This is a genomic window from Paenibacillus sp. J31P13 (assembly GCF_056269295.1).
This window is the reverse complement of sequence record NZ_JBWDNR010000013.1, coordinates 31561-55555: the sequence shown is the minus strand read 5'-3', so window position 1 is coordinate 55555 and position 23995 is coordinate 31561. Positions and strand designations below refer to the sequence as shown.

The following is a 23995-nucleotide window of genomic DNA, read 5'->3' as shown; positions in this document are numbered from 1 at the left end:
CGGTCGGGGTGTTTTCATGTCCACTATTATGAAGGAGGAATAGTCATGCATCCAAATCTGCTGCGATTCATTGAAAGCTTTGATCGCGAAGCTGCTCTAAGCGGCTCTTATCGCAATAAGCTGGATAAGTCATCGCTCGCTTTTCTCGAGTATGTATGGGGGCTCGCATTCGATTACAACTATGATGGTTTGCGCGCGGAGCATCCTTTTGTTGACCATAAAGGCGGACAACGATTTGCTGATTTTGTATTCATTAAAAATGGGATGCGACTAGTCATTGAAATCGATGGCTTCACAACTCATGCTCGAGATATTTCACCAGCAGAATTCAATGACCACCTTATTCGTCAAAATGATCTTGTGCTCTCAGGCTGGATTATTCTTCGTTTCTCAGCATGGCAAGTAAACAATCATTCTCAGCGTTGTATGTTCCAATTGAAGCAAGCAATCGGTCATTGGTGGTCAATCACTTATAGCGGCGATAGCTCAAAGCAAGCGAAGTTATGGGATATCCGCAAGCAGCTTCTTATTCAAATGGCAATGCGCCGTGATGGCAAGCTTAAGCCTAGTGAAGTCGCAAAAGAATTCCAGATTAGCAACCGCACAGCTATCGACTGGCTGCAACGTTATGAACAGGAAGGCGTGTTAAGAAGCCAACCAGCTAAACAGCGAACAACGGCCTATTTGCTCACAAGCTACAATGATGATTAAAGGGATTAAAAACAGCACTTTCATCCACAACTGTGGTCTGAATGTGTACAACTACTCTATATAAAATGCTAATTATAATTATGCACATTTTCACACTTCAAAATTAGAACTTATACCCCTGTGGATAAGTAAAAACAGGAGATATACACAGGTTTTTTATCGCCTAGCTTATTGTTAACACTATTATTTGTGCACAAGTGCAACCTTCGACATGATTCGTCATCATCAACATACCCACTCATACACATACCTGAATGAAATGTGCATAAGCAGGCTATTGTACATAATTCATTAAAATCACAGCGGTATAATGTGCATGGTTTAATGTAATATCGCAGCAGCTTGATCTGATGCGATCTGCATTGATTGTGCATTGATTATTGCAATATCGTTGCAGCAATTATGCGCTGTACTTTGATTCATATAATATCGTAGCAGCAATAGCAATGTACCTTGCTTCATGCAATATCACAGCAGCAATAGCAATGTACCTTGCTTCATGCAATATCACAGCAGCAATAGCAATGTACCTTGCTTCATGCAATATCACAGCAGCAAAACTCACTAACAGTGAGGCAATACTCACTCTCTGTTCGTACCTCTGTAGGGACAACAAAAAATAGTGAGTTAAATCTCAATCCCCATGAACCTAGGCTCATGGCGAGTGAGGTTTTCCTCACTATCTTATGGATAAGCAATTGCAACTCTCGCATGAATGAGCTTCCACTCACTATTTAGTGAGTTTACCTCGTATGCATCACTACATCACTGCTAACTATCCAAACCTTTTGAATTATATCATCCATCTGCTCGATTATCCACTAAAATGGTTGATATTCTTCTTACGAACCTAATTACATTAATTAGATTCTAATATTCAAATCACACTCTAATACCTTTATTACTCTCTAATACTCTAATTACATTCTAAATACTCTTCACACCAACTAAATTCTCAACTTACAATCTAATTACTCTTCTCGCGATCCAATGTGCTGAACTTCCATCCTTCAGTCACATTCTTCTAGAAGAATAAATGAACGAGCCAGTATGTCCCCATTGCCATAACTACCGTAATTGGAATCGTGATTACCCACGCGATACCAATTCGTCCTGCTACGCCCCATTTAACGGCCGAGAAGCGTTTTGCGCTGCCCACACCGAGAATTGATGAGGTAATAACATGAGTTGTACTAACCGGTAAGTGGAACATCGTTGCCGTCAAAATAACGAGTGCTGAGCCCATGTCTGCCGCAAAACCGTTGATCGGCTCGATTTTGAAAATTTTTGTACCCATTGTTTTGATGATTTTCCAACCGCCGACCGATGTACCCAGAGCCATCGCAGTTGCAGCCGATAGTTTAACCCATAATGGAACATCCATCGTCGTTTGAACACCAGAAGCAACAAGAGCGAATACGATAATACCCATCGCCTTCTGTGCATCATTCGTACCATGCGAGAAGGATTGGAAAGCAGCCGTAATAATTTGTGCAAAACGGAAGCCTTTATTGACTTGATGCGGACTTGATCTTGCAAAAATCCGTTTTAAAATCCACATAATAATGAAGCCGGCAGTAAATGCAATCACTGGCGAAAGCAGCAACGCATATACCATTTTTAACAATCCCTCGGAATTAATATTATCCACACCTGCACCGCCGATAACCGCACCAGCAAGTGATCCGATCAAAGCATGCGAGGACGAGGAAGGAATTCCGAACCACCATGTTATTAAATTCCATACGATAGCGGATATCAATGCCGCAATAACAATTTCTACACCATTTGAAAGAGCTGCCGGATTAGCGACACCCTTACCAATTGTAGCGGCGACACCGGTAAACATAACCGCTCCGAGAAAGTTCATTGTAGCTGCCATGATAATAGCAACTCGAGGCTTTAAAGCCCGCGTTGATACAGCAGTTGCAATGGCATTTGCCGTATCGTGGAATCCATTTATAAAGTCAAAAGACAGCGCTAGAATTACAACAACCCAGAGAACCATTAGATCCATTTTTTAAGACTCCTACCCTTTAGATTAGCTGTTACGCATAATGATCGATTCCAGCGTATTGGCAACATCTTCGCAGAAGTCGGTCGTTTCTTCTAGCATTTCATAAATTTCTTTGCGTTTCATTAGTTCAATCGGATCCTTCACATTAGCGAACAGATCTTTTATACATACACGGAGCAGATCATCTGCTTCGTTTTCTAACTTGTTAAGCTCGATATTATGCTCGCGAATAGCTAGCAGTTTTTTTTGCGTCAATAAGTAAATGGCTTTCTTAATTTCGCCAGCTGAACGAATAAGAATATCACCAAACTGTACGATGTGCGCGTCAATTTCACGAATGTTGTACATCTCAAAACGCGATGCGCAAGCCTCGATGCCGTCAAGAACGTCATCAAGCGAAGTCGTAAGCGCCATAATATCTTCACGCTCAATTGGAGTAATGAACGTTTTGTTCAGTTCCTTCAAGATCGTATGCGTGTACTTGTCGCATTTACTTTCGTATTCCTTCATGGTCTTTGCGAAAGCTGTAACATCTGATAAATCTGATAGACCTTTAGCAAAATACTCGACTGCTTCGACAATGGCATCAGCCATATCCTCAAACGTCTTAAAGAAAATATCCTTTTTCTTGAACATCGTAATCCCCTTTACCTGACTGGATGTTTAGGCGCACTGCTATGAGCCCACAATATCTTAACATAGTATAACTCCGAAGTGTTAAGAGAATGTAAAGGAATAAGAAAAAAATTTTTATATTTTCAAAAAAAAATTAAAAAAGACGCAATACTGTAACAGTATTGCGCTGTCTTTTTCTAAATATTCACATTCGCGTCACTCGATTTCCAGTAAATCTTCACATCCAGCTGCTTTTGACGTTAAAAAGTTATTCTTACTCCCATGTCACATGCTCTGCAAAGGTAGGTTTATTCGGTACGATATGAATGAAAGTTTTCCCAGGAACAAAAGGAAGCTCAACTCCGTTCTTCACGATTCGAATCATGCCGTCTGGCGCGCGAACCCACTCAGCCTCGATTGCTTTACCCTTCTGGAACAGAATGGCGGAGCCGCCCTCTGTTAAATCAACCGCAAGGCGTCCCTCATTGTCCAGCGTCTTATGATTCGCCCCAAGTACAACTAGGTTCTTTCCTGAGAGCTGCTCATCATTATTCATATCAATATGCGGTTTATCGTTAATTGATCGCTTGTACAAGTCGCTTGCAGCATCGTATATATATCCAACTTTATAATTTTTGAGTAAAAAAGATACCGATATGGAGGATGCCGGAACCCCTGCTTCCGTCGAGCCGTTCTCTTCAAAAGTATAAGGAGCTACGCTCTTATCCGAGCTATACTTTTTCTTCTCCGCGCCCGCACGAAGCTTCTCTAAATTGGAGTATAAATTATGCGGTGCTTTCCGCTCCTTGCTTCTCCAAAAGTAGCTTCCCGCATTCGATATTTCATCCAAATAAGGCTTGCCTTGTCTTTGCAAAATAGCATAGCCGTCATTGCTTGCGCCCGCATGAGCTAATACGGCGCCAAAGCTATCGCCAATATCAATTAAATAGGGACGAATACTGCGAACTGGGCCGATTGTATCCGTCAGAGCACTCGTACTTTGAAATATAGCAATTAGTCGCGTAATGCCGCCTTCGGCAAGCACTTCCCAGATAACGTCTGCATTCGTGAGCCCAGACTGAGGACGTGCTGCTGCAAAGTTATTGATCATAACTGCAATCGGTCTGGCATCTGCTGCCGATTCCAATTTTAAGCCCGTCAGCGGGGCATCGTAAGGAAGCGGTGTTGGTCCTATAGGTTCTACTATACTAGTAGGCTCCGTTGCGTCACCTGTTTCCTGAGGCCCTTCATTCCCGCTTCCACCCTTTCCACCGCATGCCGTTAATAAAAGGATAAGTGCTAATAACAATGAAACGGTCGAATTTCGTAATCTTTTATCCATAAGCAACCCTGCCTTTTCCCGCTATGAATAGCTTGTATTCGTTTCCAACTAACTTCCATTTAAACACAATTTATAACGGTTGTCTCGACAAAAAAGTTACTCCTTCCGTTTAAAAATACAATATTTGCACATATTATCTCTATCTTCCATTGGAATGAGGTTCCTCATGAGCAGAAAGAGCGGTTTGATTAGCATATGGCTGGCCTTTTCTATTCTATTATTAAGTGAAGGCTTAGTTTCTCATGTCATGTCCATTCCGCTTATCCTAGGTGTTGCAGGACGTGATTCTTGGTTGTCTGTTATTTTCATGGCTCCATTATTCATATTGTGGGTCATGCTTTTGTTCACAATATTAAAGCACATCCATGGACAGCGATTGCCGGATTGGATAGAACGTGAATTTGGCATCATCCCTGCTTGGATATTTCGTATATCCGCTGTCATTGTTCTATTTGCTACAGGGACGTCAACCATACAGGATACATCGGATTGGGCGGTCGTCACCTATATGCAGCAAACGCCTGTTTTCGTCATCCTCCTTGTTGCGGGAGTCGTATCGATGCTTAGTGCGATAGGCGGGCTCCGCTCGATCGCAATGACGTCAGGTGTATTGCTTCCATTCGTTCTCCTGCTTGGGTACTTCGTTATGCTTGCAAATACCAAATATAAAAACTATAGCTTGCTGCTCCCAGTTCTCGAAAATGGCTGGCATCCCGTCGTTGGCGGTATGGTATACGCTCTCGCAGGTCTTGTGGATTTGTGGATACTGTTGCTGTTCCAGCACCAGCTTCGAAGCAAGCTGCGCTGGTGGCATCTTTTGGTGTTCGGCGTATTTCTTGTCGCTATGCTGATAGGACCAACGATCGGCGCTATTACTGAATTTGGCCCTGTTGAAGCAGCCAAGCAGCGTCAAACCGCCTTTGAGCAATGGAAGATTGTCAACATCGGCAAAATGCTGCAGCATGTGGACTTTTTATCCATCTACCAATGGTTATGCGGATCTTTTGCTCGCATCGCCATCTCTCTCTACCTGATAACGGATTTATTGGATGTTAGGAAGCCGTTCAAGCGCGTAATTACTATTTTTATAATCATGACTTTGATGATTACCGTTTCCATGTTGCCCATACCGGATGATCTCATGTTTCATTATTATCTAAACGTTCATTTCCCAGCGCTTTTGATATATGTCGTATCCATTACCATTTTGCTTGTGATCGCCGTGTTGATCCGAAGAAAAGGAAAGGAGATAGCTGCAAATGAATCAACAAAATGATGAATCAAATGATAAGCCCCCTTACCTGGACGAGAGGACAATAGGGAATTGGTTTGTCTCCAGCAATGATGTCATCGTGAGCACGCAGTCATTCGGGCATCCGCCAGCTTCTGTACAAGCAATATTCGTCTATTGCAGTGGTATGACAGATTCGCTGACCATTAACGATGTATTGCTTCCGGAACTGCGCAAAGTGTATGAGCTCACCAAATTCATTAGAAGAGAGGAAATAGACCGTGCTGTTAATTTGCAGTGGCTTTCTCTAGACCGAGCAGGAACTACAATTACGCGTGAGATGGTCGCAACCTATGTGTTTGAAGGGCATTTCATATTCTGTCTGCCATCTCTACAGACGATTTGGACCATTGACATCGCAAGCTTCCCACACCGCACTCCAAGTGAATCATCGACTGAGGTATCTATCCTTGGACCCAAGGATGGTTTTATTGAACAAATTTCTATGAATATCACACTCATAAGAAAGCGTCTGCGCACTCCAGCACTAGCCTGCGAGTATTTTGTGATCGGCACCTATACCTCAACAAAAACTGCGCTGCTCTATATGGAGGATATTGCAGATCCCGAGACGATTAAGAATATTAAGCATCAGTTATCTTCCATTCATATTGAGAAGCTTATTTCCACTGGTCAACTGGAGGAGATGCTAGAACGCTATCCCTTTATGTTATTTCCATCAACCCACTATACCGGCCGTCCCGATTTTGCCGCAGAATGCTTACTAAATGGGCGCTTCGTCATACTTGTAGACGGTAATCCTACAGCCATTATCGCGCCTGTAAATATTTTTTTACTTATGAAATCACCCGAGGATACTTTTTTTCCACCGCTATCAGCAAATTTGGGACGGCTTCTACGTTTTGTTGGATTGCTGACAACCATATTTTTGCCGGGATTCTACATTGCACTTACCGCTTATCATACCGATCAGATCCCCTTTTCTCTGCTTGCAACGATTTCAAGGGGCAGACAAGGGTTGCCTATGGAGTCGGGAGTAGAAATGTTCTTCATCATTTGTCTGATGGAGCTGTTCCGAGAAGCAGGTGTTCGTTTGCCCAGCTCCATTGGACAGACTTTGACGGTTGTGGGTGGACTCATTATAGGTGATGCTGCCATTAGAGCAGGAATGATATCACCGCTTATGATCGTCGTAACTGCAATAACGATCGTATCAGGCTCTACTTTAGTTAACCAAGTACTCACTAGCACGACTATACTCCTTCGATTTGCTTCCTTTTTTATGGCTGCGATTCTCGGCATGTACGGCTTCATCATGTCGATCATTTTATTTATCATCTATTTAACTAGCATTGAATCTTTTGGAGTTCCTTACCTGGCGCCTGTATCACCTCTCAATTTAAAAGAAGTATTTGTTGCCTTATTCAAGGTTCCTTTCAAGTGGAATAAGCGGCGGCCAGACTATTTACATACAAAAAAACCTAAGAAGAAAGGAAATATAACTTGAACCATCTGGCACGAATGTCGTCAATAATGATGTCCTTAAGCTTATGTTTACTGCTCACTGGCTGTTGGAGTGCCCAAGAAATCCAGGGTCAAAGCTATTCGACGGCATTAGGTATCGATTATATAGATGGAAATTACAACGTTTATGTGCAAATGCTCGATTTCGCTAACATTGCCAAATCAGAGGCAGCCGGAAATGCCAGCTCGAAAGCATCTGTATGGGTAGGAAAAGGAAAGGGGAAAACACTCAACTTAGCTGTAACTGATCTTTATCGCACAGCACAGCAGTATATTTCTTGGGGCCATACTTCGGCTATCATTGTTTCGGAGAGAACGCTTCAAGCTACTGATTTCACATTTATGGATATGATCATTCGATATCCAGAAATCCGTTATAATGCATGGCTATATACGACTCGCGAACCTATGGACATTATTCTCTCAACAACGCCTTTTTTCAAATTATCACCTCTTGCATCCATTTTGCATGAACCTGAATCAAATTATCAGCAGTACTCCATTTTCCCACCTGTTCTCTTGTTTCAATTTATATCACACGTTAATGAACCATCCGCAAGCTCATACCTGCCCAGCCTCGCTATTAATGATAAGCAATGGAAGGAGAATGAAGTCAATAAGCCGACGCTTACTGTCGAAGGCGCTTTTTTTGAATACGATAAAAAATTAAAAGGCTTCCTTTCCAGAAAAAAAATGATTGGCTACCACTGGATGAACAATAGCTTAAAACGGGCTCCTTTAGTCATTGAAAAAGATGATACTATTTACGGCCAACTAAACATCCGACTTCCATCTATTAATATAAAACCTATTATTCACGGTTCAGAGGTTCGGTTTCACATTAATGCCAGATACACAGCCGACATGTACGAATATCACGTTCCGATTTCGAATAAGGAAATGGAAAATTTAGCAGAGAAGCTCATTAAGGAGCAGATCATCTACACGTATAAAGAAGGCTTGAAGATTGGAGCTGACGTGTACGAGTTTGGACATCGTCTTCGATTGAAGGATCCGAAGCTGTGGAAGAAGCTCACTAACAATGGCAAGGAGCTTGTTATAGATCCCAAATCAATTGATAGTATCTCAGTAAAAGTAATCATTGCTTACAACGGAAAGTTTAAACGGCATATGTAAAAGAACACAAAAGGACGAGTGCAGCTTTTTATAATAAAAAGCTTGCTCGCCCTCTTTTTTTTGAATGCTTATTAAATACTCCAGTTATGCCATTCCTCTTGCCGCTTATCCAGTCCATTCAGCCAATTCGTTGTAACACGAATGGCTTCTTCCTGATGAACCCGGCTGGAATAGGTATGATTCGCTTGAAAAATAATTTCCTTATCACATAAGCCCTCTTGACGGGTCCAGAACACCTTCTGGTAAAGGAAGCTGTAATCGACTGGGATAAGCTCATCACTCGTTCCATGTACAAGCAGTACCTCACCGCCAAATCTTGTAGCCGATTGAAAAGGCTGATGCTGCAGAAGTGAATCAAAGAATACCGGTTGAAGCGTGTATCCCTGATAATCTGAATTCCCCGTAGTAACAGCTTCATCATAGCTGTTGCGACCTACTATTCGAACGATATCGTTAAATGGATAAGCTACCGGAGACCAGAGTACAAGCCGTTTCACTCTCTTGTCCTTAACTGCAGTCATGATCGAGACTGCTCCACCAAGACTATGTCCAAGCAGCACGATTCTGCGCGGATCTACACATTCCATGCTCGCTAAATAATTTATCGCACTTCTCGTCTGGTCAACCATAGAATCGAAGCCAAGTGCGCCGTAGTCGCCCCCGCTTTCTCCGCAGCCGCCATAATCAAAGCGAAGCACATATGAGCCTTGTGCCGCCAATGCACGTGCTGTTTTCACAAATAAACGATCCACGCCTACACGAGACCCTATAAAACCATGGCATATGATAATAGCTTGTTTTTTTTCTAAGTCATTCTTATTATCATCCGAAGGATAGTGCAGCGTTGCCGCAAGCTCAAGTCCGTCATGTCGCAGAGTCAAGTGCTTCTCCATCTATAAAACCTCCTGAAACTTATATATAATAAATCCTACCTGTATACTATGAATTGATGTTGGATTTATAATATCATTCCAGAACTCTACCTGTCAATCCTAATCGCAATCAAAGATTCTTTCCTATGCCGCAAAAGATTATGATCAATATTTAAAATTGTTTTTGGGAAATACTATGTCCATAGAAAATTTGAGGGGGTACTTGAACATGCCGTTATGGATTCAATGGCTGCAAAATCACTGGCTTCCTTCCCTGATTATCATGGGGGTTGTCATAGCGGTTATTTTTGTTATTGCCGATCGTAAGCTGCTGTTTTATAAAGAATGACGACCAAATGCCGCTTAAGCTTATGCTTCATGCATAAGCGGCACTCGAATCGTCACGACTGTTCCGGCTCCGCGTTCACTGTCAACCAATAGCTGACCCCCGTGGAGCTCTATTATTTCCTTGCAAATAGCTAGTCCAAGTCCTGAACCGCCCTGAGCCTTATTTGCCTTATAAAATTTTTCCGTTACATGCAGCAAATCCTCTGCATCGATACCACAGCCTGTATCGGAGACGGTAAGCATAGCGCAATCTTGCTCTGTAGCCGTTGCAACGCGTATCGTACCGCCCGCCGGTGTAAACTTAAATGCGTTGTCGATGAGATTAATAATAACCTGCTTCAGGCGATTCGCATCCCCTTGTACGACAATAGGGCTTTTGCCATAGCTGGCTAGCAGCCTGACACGAGTCTGCGACTCACGAACAGCCAGCTGATTCACTGTTTCCTTAACAGGACCATTAAAGTCGAGCACCTCGGTGTGAAGCTCCATCGTTCGCGCTGATAACTTCGAAAAGTCCAACAGATCCTCAACAAGCCCCGATAACCGCTCTGTCTCCTTGCTAATTATCGATAAGCCAAGCTTAACCTCTTCATCATCCTCCGAGGGCTCGCTTTCCTTTAACGTTTCACTCCAGCCCTTGATCGATGTGAGCGGCGTACGCAGCTCATGTGAGATCGATGAAATGAAATCATCCTTCAGCTTCTCTCGCTTGCTCAGCTCGATAACCATTGTGTTAAAGGTTTCTGCCAGCTGACCGATCTCATCATCGTTGCGGCGCATTGCACGCCTTGTCCAATCCCCTTCAGCCATATAACGAGCCGCGCGGGTAAGCTCTCGAATAGGCTTCACGATACGCTGAGCCAAAAACAGACTTAACCCTAGAAACAATAGGACAACACCGATCCCAACAGCCACAGTCATACGGATGAGCTGGCTAATCATCGCGTCCACTTGCTTCAAGGAAGCAGAATAACGCAGCATTGATACCACTTTCGTTTCATTCCACAGCGGAATAGTAACGGATATAACCCGTTCACCGTAATAGGGATCAACCCCGCGCCAGCTGCCCGTATTGCCGGCAATTGCCGCTTTTACGTCGCCGGTATGATATAAAATATCAGGAGCAAAACCATCTGAATCAATACGAATTTGACCTTTGCTGTCTAGAAGCTGTAGACGGGCATCTCCTTCGACCATGTATTGCAAGATATAATCTGCCTGATCCTGTACGGTAAGCGACGACAATGAACGACTATGCAGCGTAATGGCTGATTCAGCCCTTTGCTTAACTGAGCTATGCGCACTGCCATAATAGTAGTTCCACATTAGAGTCGTGAATACGACGCCCAGCACGCTTACAACAAGTACGATGAGCAGCAAATAGCTTAACACCATTCTCGTTTGCACGCTCTTCATTCTTCTGCGCCCCGCTTCCAGCGATAGCCGTAACCCCAAACCGTTTCAATAAAAGAAGGCTCAGAGGGATTTTTCTCGATCTTTTGACGAATTCTTCTAATATTCACATCAACGACCTTCAAATCACCTACATAATAACGGCCCCAGACCTCAGTCAAAATATGATCCCGACTGACACTCTCTCCGACCCGCTCCATCATTAGTCTAACGAGCGTCCATTCCGTTGGGGTCAAAATAATCTCTCTGTCATCTTTCCAGAGCTTGCGTTCAGCAATAGAAAGCCGAAACGGTGCTACGATTAGCTCCTGTTGAGCTGCGGCTCTCGTCGCCGCAACCTGGACAGCTTGCACGTAAAGCTGAGATATAACATCCTCAGCTTCTGTTTCTTCCGTCTTGCGCGGCACTGCTTCCAAGCTCGTGCCGGACTCTTGTTCTGCCAAGCCAAGAATAGGCTTCATTCGCCGATGAAGTGATTTGATTCGTGCAATAAGCTCACCTGGACTGAAAGGCTTTTGTACGTAATCATCCGCCCCAAGCTCAAGACCATGAATTTTATCCTCTTCTTGAGATTTAGCGGTCAGCATGATGATTCCCATACGAGGATATCGCTCACGCAGCTGCTCACATACCTCGAACCCGCTAATAGTCGGAAGCATAACATCAAGCAATGCTATATCGAAAGGTCCCTGCGTTTCGGCAAATTCAAGTGCAGCCTCACCGTTCTCCGCTTCAATGACCTCCATATCATTTCGTTTCAGATTAATGCGGACGAATCCGCGGATGGACTCCTCATCCTCTAATAATAAAATCCTCATCGGTCACCACCCGCTCTTCTCTTAATCATTACTTATTGCTATCGATGAAGAAAATTCCGCTTCAGCTGCGAGCATTTCTCTGAACGCTTTCCGATCCGATTCAGACAAATTTGCAGGCGCGTCCTGCACGAAAGAGGTTACATATACGTTTCCGCTATCCGTAAAAATCTCCCTATAGGGGCGAGATTCTTGCTTCCATTTCTCCTCCACGCTTCCCCACTGCTTTTGTGGAACGCCGTATAAGGTGGCCAGTTCGGATGTAACCTTTGTTTCCTCGTTCCAATAATCAATGGCGACAACAGCATAAGGTTCTTTGTCCGTATTATGCAGTGTAAATCGACCCAACCATTGATCAGGGAAACTTAACTGTATGCCATAGCGGTAATCGGCAAATGATTCCGTTATCTTGTTGAATCCATTTCGACCATCCCATTGCACCCATTCAGTCAGCCACTTCGACGAGGCATAGTCTACATTTTCATTACCGGGAGCTTCCTTGGTCCATTGCAGCTCATAAATGCCATCGCTATTAATGTCTTCGCTATAGGTTGACTTGCCGATAATACCCTCAATGCCCTGAGGCTCATTAGGAAAAACAAGCCGTGGCTTGCCTCTCTCCCATACATACATAGCTGTATAAGAGGAGTGAGCGCCGACAGATGCTTCCAAAATAATGCCCTTATACTGTTCTGAAATGCGGCCAATCAGCACGCGATCATAGCCGTTCACTTCATTATTAATAGGTTCTCCATAAATCTCTTTTAGTGAACTGTTTTTCCATTTATATACCGTCATCTGTACATCAGACAATGCGATCTCCTGATTCGATATTGATTCTGATACAACAACTAGCTCTGATCTGCCGTCATCGTCCAAGTCACCTGTTTCAGCATAAGTGTAGGGCAATGATTCGATCGGCTGAATCATAAGCTTGCCGGAGTCATTGCGGATAGGCTTTGACTGAAACGAATAGATTTCCAGCAAGTTTGGACTATCATAACCGCCAATCCAACCGATTACCAGCTCTACTTGACCATCCTTATCGAGATCCTCTAATTTCAGCCATTCAATTTGACGAGCAAGCGGTTGCTGGATGAGTACCCACTGCTTCCAGGCTGTTCCCGTATATTTGAATACCATTATCTCAGGTGTGCTGTATTCATTATAATAAGAAACGATGGCTTCATTCATGCCGTCTCCATCTAAATCTATCAGTCGGATCGCTTCCATATGCTCTTCTCGCAGCGGCAAAGTAAGTTTGCTGTAGGCGGGCAGCGATTTTTCTATTGCTTGCACAATAGCCTGCTTTTCAGGTGCAATAGCTGGCTTCTGCAGTAAATCTGCAGGAGCGGCTGTATAGCGACAGCCCGTTGCCAATAGCAGAAAGGTTAGGGCAGCACTGAGCATAATTCCCCAGCGGACCCTCCCACCACGCCCGCCATTGGCATTCGTATTTCCTGCGTTATCCAACTTTACAGCCTCCTCGTGCCTCTACCAATCATATCCTAATTCATCAATTGTAACTAATTTATAACCCATATCCTCTAGCTCATTAATGATACCTGGCAGTGCTTTAACTGTATTCTGAATATGCTTATTGCCAAAAGAATGCATGAGTATAACTGCGCCTGGCTTCGCTTTTTTCTTAATCATGCTTAGCATATCAGCGGAAGAAGTGCCCGCCCAGTCCCGTGTATCTACATTCCATGAAATCATTTCGCGATTATTGTCCTTCATGACTTCTTTTACAGTATCATTTACCGCACCATAAGGAGCTCGGAACAATGTTGGAGTATAACCGATTGCCTCCTTGATTGCTTTATCCGTTGTAATCATTTCATCCATTATTGTCTCTTTGGTTTGCTTAGATAGATCTTTATGATTATAAGTATGATTGCCTATGGCATGACCTTCATCGTCTATGCGTTTAAGTACGTCAGGATATTTGCTTGCTTGCAGTCCTACTACAAAAAAGGTCGCCTTAACATCCTTTTCTTTCAGGATATCCAAAATTGCTGTTGTATAACGTTTATCTGGTCCATCATCAAATGTTAGTGCAATGCATTTTTCACATTTATCTAATTCTGATTTATCCGGCTTAACCGGTTTTTCCGCAGTGGATGAATCTGGCGTCTCTGTTGGAGGAATACTTGGCTTAGGTGATGGGTTCTCATTTGTTGAATCATTAGGCTTTTTGTCAGGATTTCCATTACTGGCATCCGTTCCGGGCTTCGATCCCGTATTTCCAACGACAATGACTTCGCCGGAATCATCTGTTCCTGCTTCTGTTTGTGGACCCTTTTCACTTGTGCTTCCATTCACGATTGGCTTATCCCCTATCGAAATGAGCGTTGATAGGTTGATTGGCTTATCAATTGCACAACCGCCAATCCATATCATTACCACTGCCAAAATGAATACGACCAATAATCTACGACGACGCTTTTTACCTTTTTCCATTCTGCTCACCTTCTATTCCCTGCTGATACTTCAATCTTAATAGAATAACAGTTTAAGAGAGTTACAAAATAGTAACACCTTTCGAGAGATTTTGACACCATTAGCGTAAAAAAAAACGGCCAGTCCACTTCGCTCTTTACTAGAGCATAGAAAGTAGACTGACCGTTTTGTACCTATAAACGTTTATTATTTTTATACGAGAGCTTTAGCAGCGATATCTGTCCGGCTTTGTTTGCCTTCAAAATCGATAAGGCCAACTGCTTCATAAGCACGAGCACGTGCTTCAGCAATATCACGGCCTCGACCGACGACTCCTAGCACACGACCGCCATTCGTAACAAACTGTCCATCCTTCTGTGCCGTGCCCGCGTGGAAGACAAGCGCGCCTTGCGCTTCTGCTTCTGCTAGACCTGTAATGACGCGGCCCTTCGGATAAGAGGCTGGATAGCCTTCTGATGCTACTACAACGCAAACGGCTGCTTCATCGCTCCACTGAATATCGAGCTGATCCAACGTGCCATTCATTGATGCCAACACGATGTCGAGTAAATCAGTTTGCAAGCGCGGCAGAACAACCTGTGTTTCAGGATCACCCATGCGCGCATTGAATTCGATCGTCTTCGGACCATCCTTCGTAATCATCAAGCCTGCGAACAGAACACCGCGGAACGGACGTCCCTCGCTAACCATTGCTTTAGCAGTAGGTATGATAATATTCGCAATAGAATCCTCTACAATAGCTGGATCGATGTGAGGAAGCGGTGTATATGTGCCCATTCCTCCTGTATTCGGTCCTTTGTCGCCATCGAAGATCGGCTTATGATCCTGTGCCGGAACCATCGCCCTAACCGTTTCGCCATCAACGAATGCAAGTATCGACATTTCTTGACCGACAAGACATTCTTCAATAACGATTTGGCTGCCCGCATTGCCGAATACTTTATTGACCATCATATCCTGCAAAGCTTGCTCTGCTTCTTCTAGAGTAGCTGCAACGGTTACTCCCTTGCCAGCTGCCAGTCCGTCCGCTTTGATAACAATTGGAGCGGTTTGCTGGTGCAAATAAGCAGAAGCTGCTTCGTAATCTGTAAATGTCTCGTATTTCGCAGTCGGAATTTCATATTTCTTCAGCAAATTTTTCATAAAGATTTTGCTGCCCTCGATTTCCGCTGCGTTTTTCCGTGGTCCGTATGCCTTGATGCCATGCGCTTCGAACGCATCGACAATACCATCAGCAAGCGGATCATCAGGTCCTACAAATACGAGATCAATCAATGCTTCCTTGGCAAAAGCAATCAGCTCATCGAATTGTCCTACTGCAATCGGTACGCACTGTGCAAGCTGCGCGATTCCCGCATTACCCGGTGCACAATAAATCTCCTTAACCTTCTCGCTCTTCTTTAGCGCCCAGACGATCGCATGCTCTCGTCCGCCGCCACCTACGACCAAAATCCGCATAGATGTACCTCCTTAATGTTTGAAATGACGAACGCTTGTGAATACCATTGCGATGTTGTTCGCATTCGCAGCAGCGATTGATTCTTCGTCTTTGATCGAACCGCCTGGTTGAATAATAGCGGTAATACCCGCTTTCGCAGCAAGCTCTACTGTATCGCCCATTGGGAAAAATGCATCCGATGCAAGTGCAGAACCCTGTGCAGCTTCACCAGCTTGCTCAATTGCAATACGAGCCGCGCCTACACGGTTCATTTGACCAGCGCCAACGCCAATGGTCATATCATCTTTTGCTAGTAGAATCGCATTGGACTTCACATGTTTAACAACCTTCCAACCGAATAGAAGCTGTTTCAGCTCTTCAGCAGTCGGTTTGCGGTCTGTTACAAATTGAAGGTCCGCTTCTGTTACACTGTGTACATCGCTCTCTTGTACAAGCATGCCGCCGTCAACAGAAGTCACTAGCCATTCTGGTTTACGCTCGCCAGCAGCCGAAAGCTCACCTAGCTTCATCAAACGGATGTTTTTCTTCTTCGTTAGAATCTCAAGCGCTTCCGGTGTAAAGTCAGGAGCAATGATGATTTCAAGGAAGATACCGCCAAGCAGTTCAGCTGTATCTGCACCGATTGTACGGTTTGCTGCAACGATACCGCCGAAAATGGAAGTTGGATCTGCAGCGTATGCTTTTTGGTAGGCTTCATGAATCGTTGCGCCGATACCTACGCCGCAAGGGTTCATATGCTTAACTGCTACAACTGCTGGCTCATCGAATTCTTTAAGAATCGCAAGTGCAGCATTCGCGTCACTGATATTGTTATAGGAAAGCTCTTTGCCATGCAGCTGTTCAGCCGTTGTTACATTGCCGGATGCCGCAAGCGGTTTGCTGTAGAAAGCTGCCTTCTGATGCGGATTTTCTCCGTAACGAAGATCTTGAACCTTCTCATAAGTAACGGTGTAAGTCTCAGGAAGAGGCTCGCCCATTTGCTTAGAGAGGTAATCAGAGATCAAGGAATCATATGCCGCAGTATGACGGAATACTTTAGCTGCGAGACGTTTACGTGTTTCCAGTGTTGTATCGCCTTGCGCTTTCACTTCTTCAAGAATTGTGCCGTAGTCGCCAGCGTCAACCACCACAGTAACGAATGCATGGTTTTTAGCAGCAGAACGAAGCATTGTAGGTCCACCGATATCGATGTTTTCGATTGCGTCCTCATAGGACACATCTGGCTTTGCAATTGTTTCTTTAAATGGGTATAGGTTAACGATAACGAGGTCGATGTAATCAAGGCCAAGCTCTTTCATCGCTTTTTGGTGCTCTTCATCGTCACGAACAGCAAGCAGACCGCTATGAACGGCTGGGTGAAGTGTCTTAACACGACCGTCCAAAATTTCTGGGAAGCCTGTCACATCAGAAATACCGATAACCGGAACGCCTTCCTTTTGCAGCAGGTTAAACGTACCGCCAGTCGAAATGATTTGCACACCTTGGTTTGCTAGTTCTCTGGAAAACTCCACGATTCCCGACTTGTCGGAAACACTAATTAATGCTCTGCGAATAGCCATGTTAATACCCTCCTCATCTAATTGACCAAACCCTTACTATATAAAGAGAAGCATGCTTCCCTTATTCACTTCATCATGTGCCATGTATTCAACTAACCGCCGTTTGAGCTTATTTTCGCCGCACGCGGGGACAATAGAGCTAGTTTCTAGCTCTATTTGGCCAAAAGTAACCCGAGTTTGATGATTAGAGCTAAATTTTAGCTCTATTCCTTCAGATAACCGCCGTTTGAGCTCATTTTCGCCGCAACGCTGGCAAATAAAGCTAGTTTCTAGCTCTATTTGGCCAAAAGTAACCCAAGTTTGATGATTAGAGCTAATTTCTAGCTCTATTCCTTCAACCAACCACCGTTTTAGCTCATTTTCTCGAATTAGATACTCGTCACTGTGACACGGCGGCCTTCCAGTGAAACGCGGCCTTCCGCGATTTGCTGAATGACTGCTGGGAGCAGAGCTTGCTCGGCCGCGTGAATACGCTCAGCGAGTGAGTCTTCGGTATCCTCGTCCAATACTGCTACTGCCGTCTGAGCGATAATGGGTCCGCTGTCCATGCCGCCATCCACATAATGAACAGTGACACCAGTCAGCTTAACACCATACTCCAGCGCTTGACCGATTCCGTTTACGCCAGGGAAAGACGGCAGCAACGCAGGATGAATATTAATCATTCTGCCATAAAATGGTTCGACGACTACGGAAGTAATAATACGCATATAGCCAGCAAGCACAATGAGCTCAACACCGCGTCGTTCAAGCTCAGCAATAATTTCCGTCTCATACGCTTCTCTGGACGGGTAATTCTTCGGTGTGAACAGGAACGTGTCCACACCAGCCTTCCTTGCGCGCTCTACAACTGGAGCAGCAGGCTTGTCACAAACAAGAAGCTCGATAGTTACATCGAGCTTCCCCTCCTGCACCGCATCTATAATCGCTTGGAAATTAGTACCCTGTCCCGAAGCGAATACAGCGATGCGAAGTGCACCCATTATACAGTCGCTCCAGTAAACGTAACGATGCGGCTTCCTTCCGTAACCGTTCCGATACGGTAAGCCTGTTCGCCAAGCTCATTTGCAATGCGAAGCGCATCGCCAGCTTGATCGGCAGGAACAACAACGACCAAACCAATACCCATATTAAATGTCGTGAACATATCACGATTCGTAATTTCACCTTTGTTTTGCATCAAATCGAAGATAGGAAGAATCGGCCATGAGCCATATTCCACATCCACATTAACGCCGTCAGGAAGCACCCGCGGGATATTCTCGATAAAGCCGCCGCCTGTAATATGTGCCATGCCTTTCACTTCTACTTGCTCAATCAGCTTAAGTGCCGATTTCACGTAGATGCGTGTAGGCTCAATAAGCACATCGCCAAGTTTAGCGCCGCCAAGCTCTTCTAACTCTTGATCAAGCTTGTAGCCAGCATCCTCAAGCAACAAACGGCGAACAAGTGAGAAGCCGTTGCTGTGAATACCGCTGGAAGCGAAGCCGATTACTGCATCGCCTGGTGCAATAGTGGAGCCGTCGATCATTTTCTTTTTGTCCACGATACCTACAGTAAAGCCTGCGATATCATATTCTCCGCCCTGGTACATACCTGGCATCTCAGCTGTTTCGCCGCCAATCAAGGAACAGCCAGCTTGCAAGCAGCCTTCCGAAATCCCTTTGACGATTGCTTCAATCTTCTCGGGAACGACTTTATCACATGCCAAGTAATCAAGGAAAAATAGCGGCTCCGCGCCTTGTACGATAATATCGTTCACGCACATAGCAACGGCATCAATGCCGATGGTGTCATGCTTATCCATTGCAAAAGCAAGCTTCAACTTTGTACCAACGCCATCCGTTCCAGACACGAGCACAGGCTCATCATACTTGTCCTTGTTCAAGCTGAACAGACCGCCGAAGCCGCCAAGCTCTGCCAGCACCTCTGGGCGGTAAGTCCGCTTTACGTGCTTCTTCATCCGTTCAACCGCTTCGTTGCCCGCCGCTATATCGACGCCTGCTTTTTTGTACGCTTCTGACACTATCGGTCAACTCCTTCACTTATTTCGCTTCTGATGCTCTATTTAAATGACTATTAACAGCTGCAGCTTTTATCCGATTCTTCATTGACCGGAGTAGGATAATCGTTATCGAAGCAAGCTAGACACATGCCGCGATTATACGCTCCATCATTACCGCCAACTGACTCAACAAAACCTTCATTGCTTATAAAAGATAATGAATCTGCGTTGATTTGCTTCCGAATTTCTTCAACTGTCCGAGAAGAAGCGATAAGCTCCTTGCGGTCAGGCGTATCAATTCCATAGTAGCAAGGGTTTTTAAAAGGAGGCGATGTAATTCTCACATGAACCTCGGTTGCTCCAGCCTCACGAAGGAGGTTAACAATCCGAAGTGATGTGGTGCCGCGTACGATGGAATCATCGATCATGACTACCCGCTTGCCTTCCACAACTTTCCGAACAGCGGACAGCTTCATTTTCACACCTTTCTCGCGAAGCTCTTGAGAAGGCTGAATGAAGGTACGGCCTGTATACTTGTTTTTTATTAAGCCAAGCTCATAAGGAATGCCCGTTTGCTCCGCATAACCGATAGCCGCTGAAATACTGGAATCCGGAACACCTGTTACGATATCCGCATCTACGAAAGATTCCTGTGCCAGCTGGCGACCCATCCGTTTGCGCGCCATATGAATGTTAATACCATTGATATCACTATCCGGTCTTGCAAAATAAATATATTCCATCGCGCAAGTCGCACGCCTTACAACCTCTGCATAACGATCCTCACGCATGCCGTCAGCATCCAAAATAAGCAATTCTCCCGGCTGAACATCACGCTCATAAACAGCACCGATCGTTTCAAAAGCACAGGATTCGGATGAGAACACATAGCCATCGCCAATTCGGCCCATTACGAGCGGGCGCAAGGCATGCGGATCAGCTGCAACAAGCAGCTTATCATTGGTCATAATAAGGAAAGCGAATCCACCGATAAGACGCTGTAATGCTTCCTTCGCAGCTGTCTCGAAATCTTTAGGCGAACGTGCGATAAGATGCGCGATAACTTCTGTATCGCTTGACGTTTGAAAAATCGAGCCCTGCATTTCCAGTTCACGACGAATTTCCGGCGCATTGACAATGTTGCCGTTAGTCGCAACTGCAAGGTCGCCATCACGATAGCGGAAGATAAGCGGTTGAGCGTTAGCGAGCTTGCTCTCACCAGCAGTTGAATAACGAACATGCCCGATGGAACGATCACCCTTAAGCAAATCAAGCTTATCCTTGTCAAAAACCTCTTTAACAAGACCCATTCCACGATGGTACGCAAATTTGTTACCGTTTTTTGTATCTACCGTACAAATACCTGCGCTTTCTTCACCGCGATGCTGAAGCGCATGAAGCCCATAATAGGAGAGATTGGACGCTTCGGGGAGATTAAAAACCCCGAATACGCCACACTCTTCACGTAATTTATCAAATATATCGTCACGGCCAATGCCTTCGTTATAGTGGTCTCCCGTCCATAACAATGGCTCCTGTCTTATTTTTTCATTAGACATGGAATCGCATCCTTCCAGACCTTCTCCAGTTGTTTTACCGGCGCTTGAATGCCGGCTTTTCCATTGACGCTAATGGTCAGGCTGCTGCCTTGAACAGTACCGATTGCAGCATGAACGACTCCTTGCTCTGTAAGCCACGCTTGCAAAGCTGCCGCTTGCTCAAGCTTAGCTGAGAGCAAGATACGGGATTGTGATTCGCTGAACAACAAGTGATCGGGACGAAGCTCAGTAGTTAGTGCTACTTCCGCTCCGAGATTTCCGCTGATACATGATTCTGCAACAGCTACTGCGATTCCGCCTTCGGATAAGTCATGAGCTGATGCTACAAGACCCTTTTGAATAGCGCCCAATACGGTGTTGATGACTTTCTTCTCTGTAGCCAGATCAATCTCTGGAGGACGGCCTGATGGCGCTCCTTGCAACACGTATTGCAATTCACTTCCGCCTAGCTCCGCTTTCGTCTCGCCTACGAGAATAATAACGTCGCCTTCTGCTTTAAAGCCTTGAGTCGTGATGTGATCAATATCGTGGACAAGTCCAACCATACCGATAACTGGCGTAGGGTAAATCGCACCCTTCGCATTCTCATTGTACAAGCTTACGTTACCGCCGATAACTGGTGTATCTAGAACAACACAAGCCTCGGACATACCGTCAGCCGAACGCTCAAGCTGCCAGAATACTTCTGGTTTCTCCGGATTACCGAAGTTCAAGTTATCTGTTACTGCAAGCGGCTCTGCTCCAGAACAAACAATGTTGCGCGCTGCTTCTGCAACCGAAATACGTCCGCCTACTTCAGGATCTAGATAAACATAACGTCCGTTACAGTCCGTAGTCATCGCAAGCGCCTTGCGTGTGCCGCGAATCGTTACAACTGCTGCATCTGAGCCCGGTTGAACGGCTGTCGATGTCCGAACCATGTAATCATATTGGTTATAAACCCATTCTTTGCTGGCAACAGTTGGGGAAGCCAACACTTTCTCCAAAGCACCAGTCAAATCCGTAATTTCTGCAAAAGCATTTGTGTCGATTGCTGCATTTTCGCTATAGTAAGCAGGCTCTTTCGATGGCTTGTCGTATACTGGGCACTCATCAACAAGTGCTTTAACCGGCATATCAGCAACCTCTTGGCCTTGGTGGAACAAGCGCAGACGTCCGTCGTCTGTTACTTTACCAACTTTGGCGCAAATGATGCCCCAACGATCAAAAATTTCCTTCGCTTGCGCTTCATGCTGAGGCTCAACGACAAAGAGCATACGCTCTTGCGACTCGGAAAGCATCATTTCATAAGGCGTCATGCCTGTTTCGCGCTGCGGCACTTCATCGAGGTACAGCTCAAGGCCGTTGCCTGCTTTGGATGCCATTTCCGCGCTGGAGCAAGTGAGGCCAGCTGCTCCCATATCTTGAATACCGAGCACGATGCCGGAATCGATAAGCTCAAGAGTTGCTTCCATAACAAGCTTCTCCATGAACGGATCGCCGACTTGTACCGCAGTACGTTTCTCTTCGGATTCTTCAGACAGCTCAACGGAAGCAAAAGTAGCACCGTGAATACCATCACGTCCAGTAGCAGGACCCACATAGAATACCGGGTTGCCTACCCCTTTTGCCACACCGCGCTGAATTTTATCATGATCAATTAGACCTACGCACATGGCGTTAACGAGCGGGTTGCCCTCATAGCTCTCATCGAACATCACTTCGCCCGCAACCGTAGGAATACCGATACAGTTACCATAGCCCGCGATTCCGCTAACTACGTTCTCAAACAAGTATTTAACGCGTTCATTCTCAAGACGGCCAAAACGCAAGCTGTTTAGCAAAGCGATTGGACGAGCGCCCATGGAGAAAATATCGCGGATAATGCCGCCCACGCCAGTTGCAGCGCCTTGGTATGGCTCAACTGCAGATGGATGGTTATGTGATTCGATTTTGAATACAACCGCTTGGTTGTCTCCGATGTCAACAATACCAGCACCTTCGCCTGGTCCCATAAGAACGCGAGGTCCAGTGATCGGGAACTTTTTCAAAATAGGCTTGGAGTTTTTGTAAGAGCAGTGCTCCGACCACATAACGCTGAATACGCCGATCTCCGTGTAGTTAGGCTTACGTCCGAGAAAGCCGCAAATGAGATCAAACTCGTAATCAGAAACGCCAAATTGGGTATAAATCTTTTGCTCGGCAATTTGCTCCGCCGTCGGTTCCTTAGCTGTTAACTGCTGCGCCATGTTGTTCCCTCCATGCATTCAAAATCGATGTAAACATCCGTTTGCCGTCTTCCGAGCCAAGCAATTGATCAATCGCACGCTCTGGATGAGGCATCATTCCTACTACGTTACCTGCTTTGTTGCTAACTCCCGCAATGTTCTCTACAGAACCATTCGGATTTGTGTCGCCCGCATAGCGGAAAATGATCTGGTCATTCGCTTTGAGCTCAGCCAGTGTCGCATCATCGCAGAAGTAATTGCCTTCGCCATGCGCGATCGGTATATTAATAATTTCGCCTTGCGAATATTGGTTTGTAAAAGCAGTCTTGCTGTTCACTACCTCAAGCGGCGCTTGGTGGCAGCGGAACTTCAAACCGTTGTTGCGAATTAGCGCACCTGGCAGGAGGCCAGCTTCCGTCAAAATTTGAAACCCGTTGCAAATGCCTAGGATATACTTACCAGCTTCAGCAGCTTTCTTCACTTCGTTCATAACAGAAGCAAATTGAGCAATAGCGCCGCAGCGCAAGTAATCACCGTAAGAAAAACCGCCTGGAACTAGAATCGCGTCATACGCGGATAGATCCGTAGCTGTATGCCATACATAGTCAACCGATTGGCCGATGGTGTCTTCCACTGCTTTGTAGCAATCGATATCGCAGTTGGAGCCAGGAAATACGAGTACCGCAAACTTCATCGT

The 23995-nt window shown here is 45.2% G+C and carries 20 protein-coding genes; 4 read left to right on the top strand and 16 right to left on the bottom strand.

Annotated elements, in window-relative coordinates; all coding sequences use genetic code 11:
* Positions 1-45 precede the first annotated feature (45 nt).
* Complete coding sequence (locus tag AC0YOD_RS26035; protein ID WP_475802262.1) at positions 46-711, top strand: helix-turn-helix domain-containing protein; 666 nt, start codon at positions 46-48, stop codon at positions 709-711.
* Positions 712-1735: 1024 nt separating this feature from the next.
* On the opposite strand, the gene AC0YOD_RS26030 is transcribed toward AC0YOD_RS26035, so the two are convergent.
* From AC0YOD_RS26030 to AC0YOD_RS26020, 3 genes are all read right to left on the bottom strand, one after another.
* Complete coding sequence (locus AC0YOD_RS26030) at positions 1736-2728, bottom strand: inorganic phosphate transporter (RefSeq protein WP_475802261.1); 993 nt, start codon at positions 2726-2728, stop codon at positions 1736-1738.
* A gap of 24 nt (positions 2729-2752) precedes the next feature.
* Complete coding sequence (locus tag AC0YOD_RS26025; protein WP_475802260.1) at positions 2753-3364, bottom strand: DUF47 domain-containing protein; 612 nt, start codon at positions 3362-3364, stop codon at positions 2753-2755.
* Positions 3365-3617: 253 nt separating this feature from the next.
* Positions 3618-4685 carry a DUF3048 domain-containing protein gene (locus tag AC0YOD_RS26020; protein WP_475802259.1) on the bottom strand — a complete coding sequence of 356 codons (1068 nt, stop codon included), beginning with the start codon at positions 4683-4685 and terminating at the stop codon, positions 3618-3620.
* A gap of 166 nt (positions 4686-4851) precedes the next feature.
* Here AC0YOD_RS26020 and AC0YOD_RS26015 point away from each other — a divergent pair, with 166 nt between their 5' ends.
* The 3 genes from AC0YOD_RS26015 to AC0YOD_RS26005 are packed head-to-tail and all read left to right on the top strand — an operon-like array spanning position 4852 to position 8598.
* On the top strand, positions 4852-5961 hold the full coding sequence (locus tag AC0YOD_RS26015) for a GerAB/ArcD/ProY family transporter (protein WP_475802258.1): 1110 nt from the start codon (positions 4852-4854) through the stop codon (positions 5959-5961).
* Positions 5945-7444 carry a spore germination protein gene (locus tag AC0YOD_RS26010; RefSeq protein ID WP_475802257.1) on the top strand — a complete coding sequence of 500 codons (1500 nt, stop codon included), beginning with the start codon at positions 5945-5947 and terminating at the stop codon, positions 7442-7444. Before AC0YOD_RS26015 ends, AC0YOD_RS26010 begins: the two co-directional genes overlap by 17 nt.
* A gap of 14 nt (positions 7445-7458) precedes the next feature.
* Complete coding sequence (locus AC0YOD_RS26005) at positions 7459-8598, top strand: Ger(x)C family spore germination protein (RefSeq protein WP_475802256.1); 1140 nt, start codon at positions 7459-7461, stop codon at positions 8596-8598.
* A 71-nt stretch (positions 8599-8669) separates the two neighbouring features.
* On the opposite strand, the gene AC0YOD_RS26000 is transcribed toward AC0YOD_RS26005, so the two are convergent.
* The 13 genes from AC0YOD_RS26000 to purQ form a co-directional block, all read right to left on the bottom strand.
* The gene (locus tag AC0YOD_RS26000) at positions 8670-9491 is read right to left on the bottom strand and encodes an alpha/beta hydrolase (RefSeq protein WP_475802255.1); all 822 of its coding nucleotides are present in this window, start codon (positions 9489-9491) and stop codon (positions 8670-8672) included.
* A 348-nt stretch (positions 9492-9839) separates the two neighbouring features.
* Positions 9840-11234 carry a sensor histidine kinase gene (locus AC0YOD_RS25995; RefSeq protein WP_475802254.1) on the bottom strand — a complete coding sequence of 465 codons (1395 nt, stop codon included), beginning with the start codon at positions 11232-11234 and terminating at the stop codon, positions 9840-9842.
* Positions 11231-12049: a response regulator transcription factor gene (locus AC0YOD_RS25990; RefSeq protein ID WP_475802253.1), complete on the bottom strand. Its 819-nt coding sequence runs from the start codon at positions 12047-12049 to the stop codon at positions 11231-11233. Before AC0YOD_RS25990 ends, AC0YOD_RS25995 begins: the two co-directional genes overlap by 4 nt.
* Before the next feature lie 21 nt (positions 12050-12070).
* Complete coding sequence (locus AC0YOD_RS25985) at positions 12071-13519, bottom strand: FG-GAP repeat domain-containing protein (RefSeq protein WP_475802252.1); 1449 nt, start codon at positions 13517-13519, stop codon at positions 12071-12073.
* 21 nt (positions 13520-13540) lie between these two features.
* Positions 13541-14509: a polysaccharide deacetylase family protein gene (locus AC0YOD_RS25980; RefSeq protein ID WP_475802251.1), complete on the bottom strand. Its 969-nt coding sequence runs from the start codon at positions 14507-14509 to the stop codon at positions 13541-13543.
* Positions 14510-14701: 192 nt separating this feature from the next.
* Positions 14702-15967 carry a phosphoribosylamine--glycine ligase gene (purD, locus tag AC0YOD_RS25975; protein WP_475802250.1) on the bottom strand — a complete coding sequence of 422 codons (1266 nt, stop codon included), beginning with the start codon at positions 15965-15967 and terminating at the stop codon, positions 14702-14704.
* A 12-nt stretch (positions 15968-15979) separates the two neighbouring features.
* On the bottom strand, positions 15980-17527 hold the full coding sequence (gene purH, locus AC0YOD_RS25970; RefSeq protein ID WP_475802249.1) for a bifunctional phosphoribosylaminoimidazolecarboxamide formyltransferase/IMP cyclohydrolase: 1548 nt from the start codon (positions 17525-17527) through the stop codon (positions 15980-15982).
* A gap of 36 nt (positions 17528-17563) precedes the next feature.
* A complete protein-coding gene (locus AC0YOD_RS25965; RefSeq protein WP_475802248.1) occupies positions 17564-17869 on the bottom strand; it encodes a hypothetical protein in 306 nt (101 codons plus the stop codon).
* A gap of 26 nt (positions 17870-17895) precedes the next feature.
* Positions 17896-18510, bottom strand: a complete 615-nt coding sequence (purN, locus tag AC0YOD_RS25960; RefSeq protein WP_475802247.1) for a phosphoribosylglycinamide formyltransferase — start codon at positions 18508-18510, stop codon at positions 17896-17898.
* Positions 18510-19553 carry a phosphoribosylformylglycinamidine cyclo-ligase gene (gene purM / locus AC0YOD_RS25955; RefSeq protein WP_475802246.1) on the bottom strand — a complete coding sequence of 348 codons (1044 nt, stop codon included), beginning with the start codon at positions 19551-19553 and terminating at the stop codon, positions 18510-18512. Before purM ends, purN begins: the two co-directional genes overlap by 1 nt.
* 53 nt (positions 19554-19606) lie before the next feature.
* Positions 19607-21091 carry an amidophosphoribosyltransferase gene (purF, locus tag AC0YOD_RS25950; protein ID WP_475802245.1) on the bottom strand — a complete coding sequence of 495 codons (1485 nt, stop codon included), beginning with the start codon at positions 21089-21091 and terminating at the stop codon, positions 19607-19609.
* Entirely contained in the window at positions 21073-23319 is a 2247-nt protein-coding gene (gene purL / locus AC0YOD_RS25945) for a phosphoribosylformylglycinamidine synthase subunit PurL (protein WP_475802244.1), read from the bottom strand. The genes purF and purL overlap by 19 nt, the downstream gene beginning before the upstream one ends.
* Positions 23297-23992, bottom strand: a complete 696-nt coding sequence (gene purQ, locus AC0YOD_RS25940) for a phosphoribosylformylglycinamidine synthase subunit PurQ (protein WP_475802243.1) — start codon at positions 23990-23992, stop codon at positions 23297-23299. Before purQ ends, purL begins: the two co-directional genes overlap by 23 nt.
* Between the last annotated feature and the right edge of the window lie 3 nt (positions 23993-23995).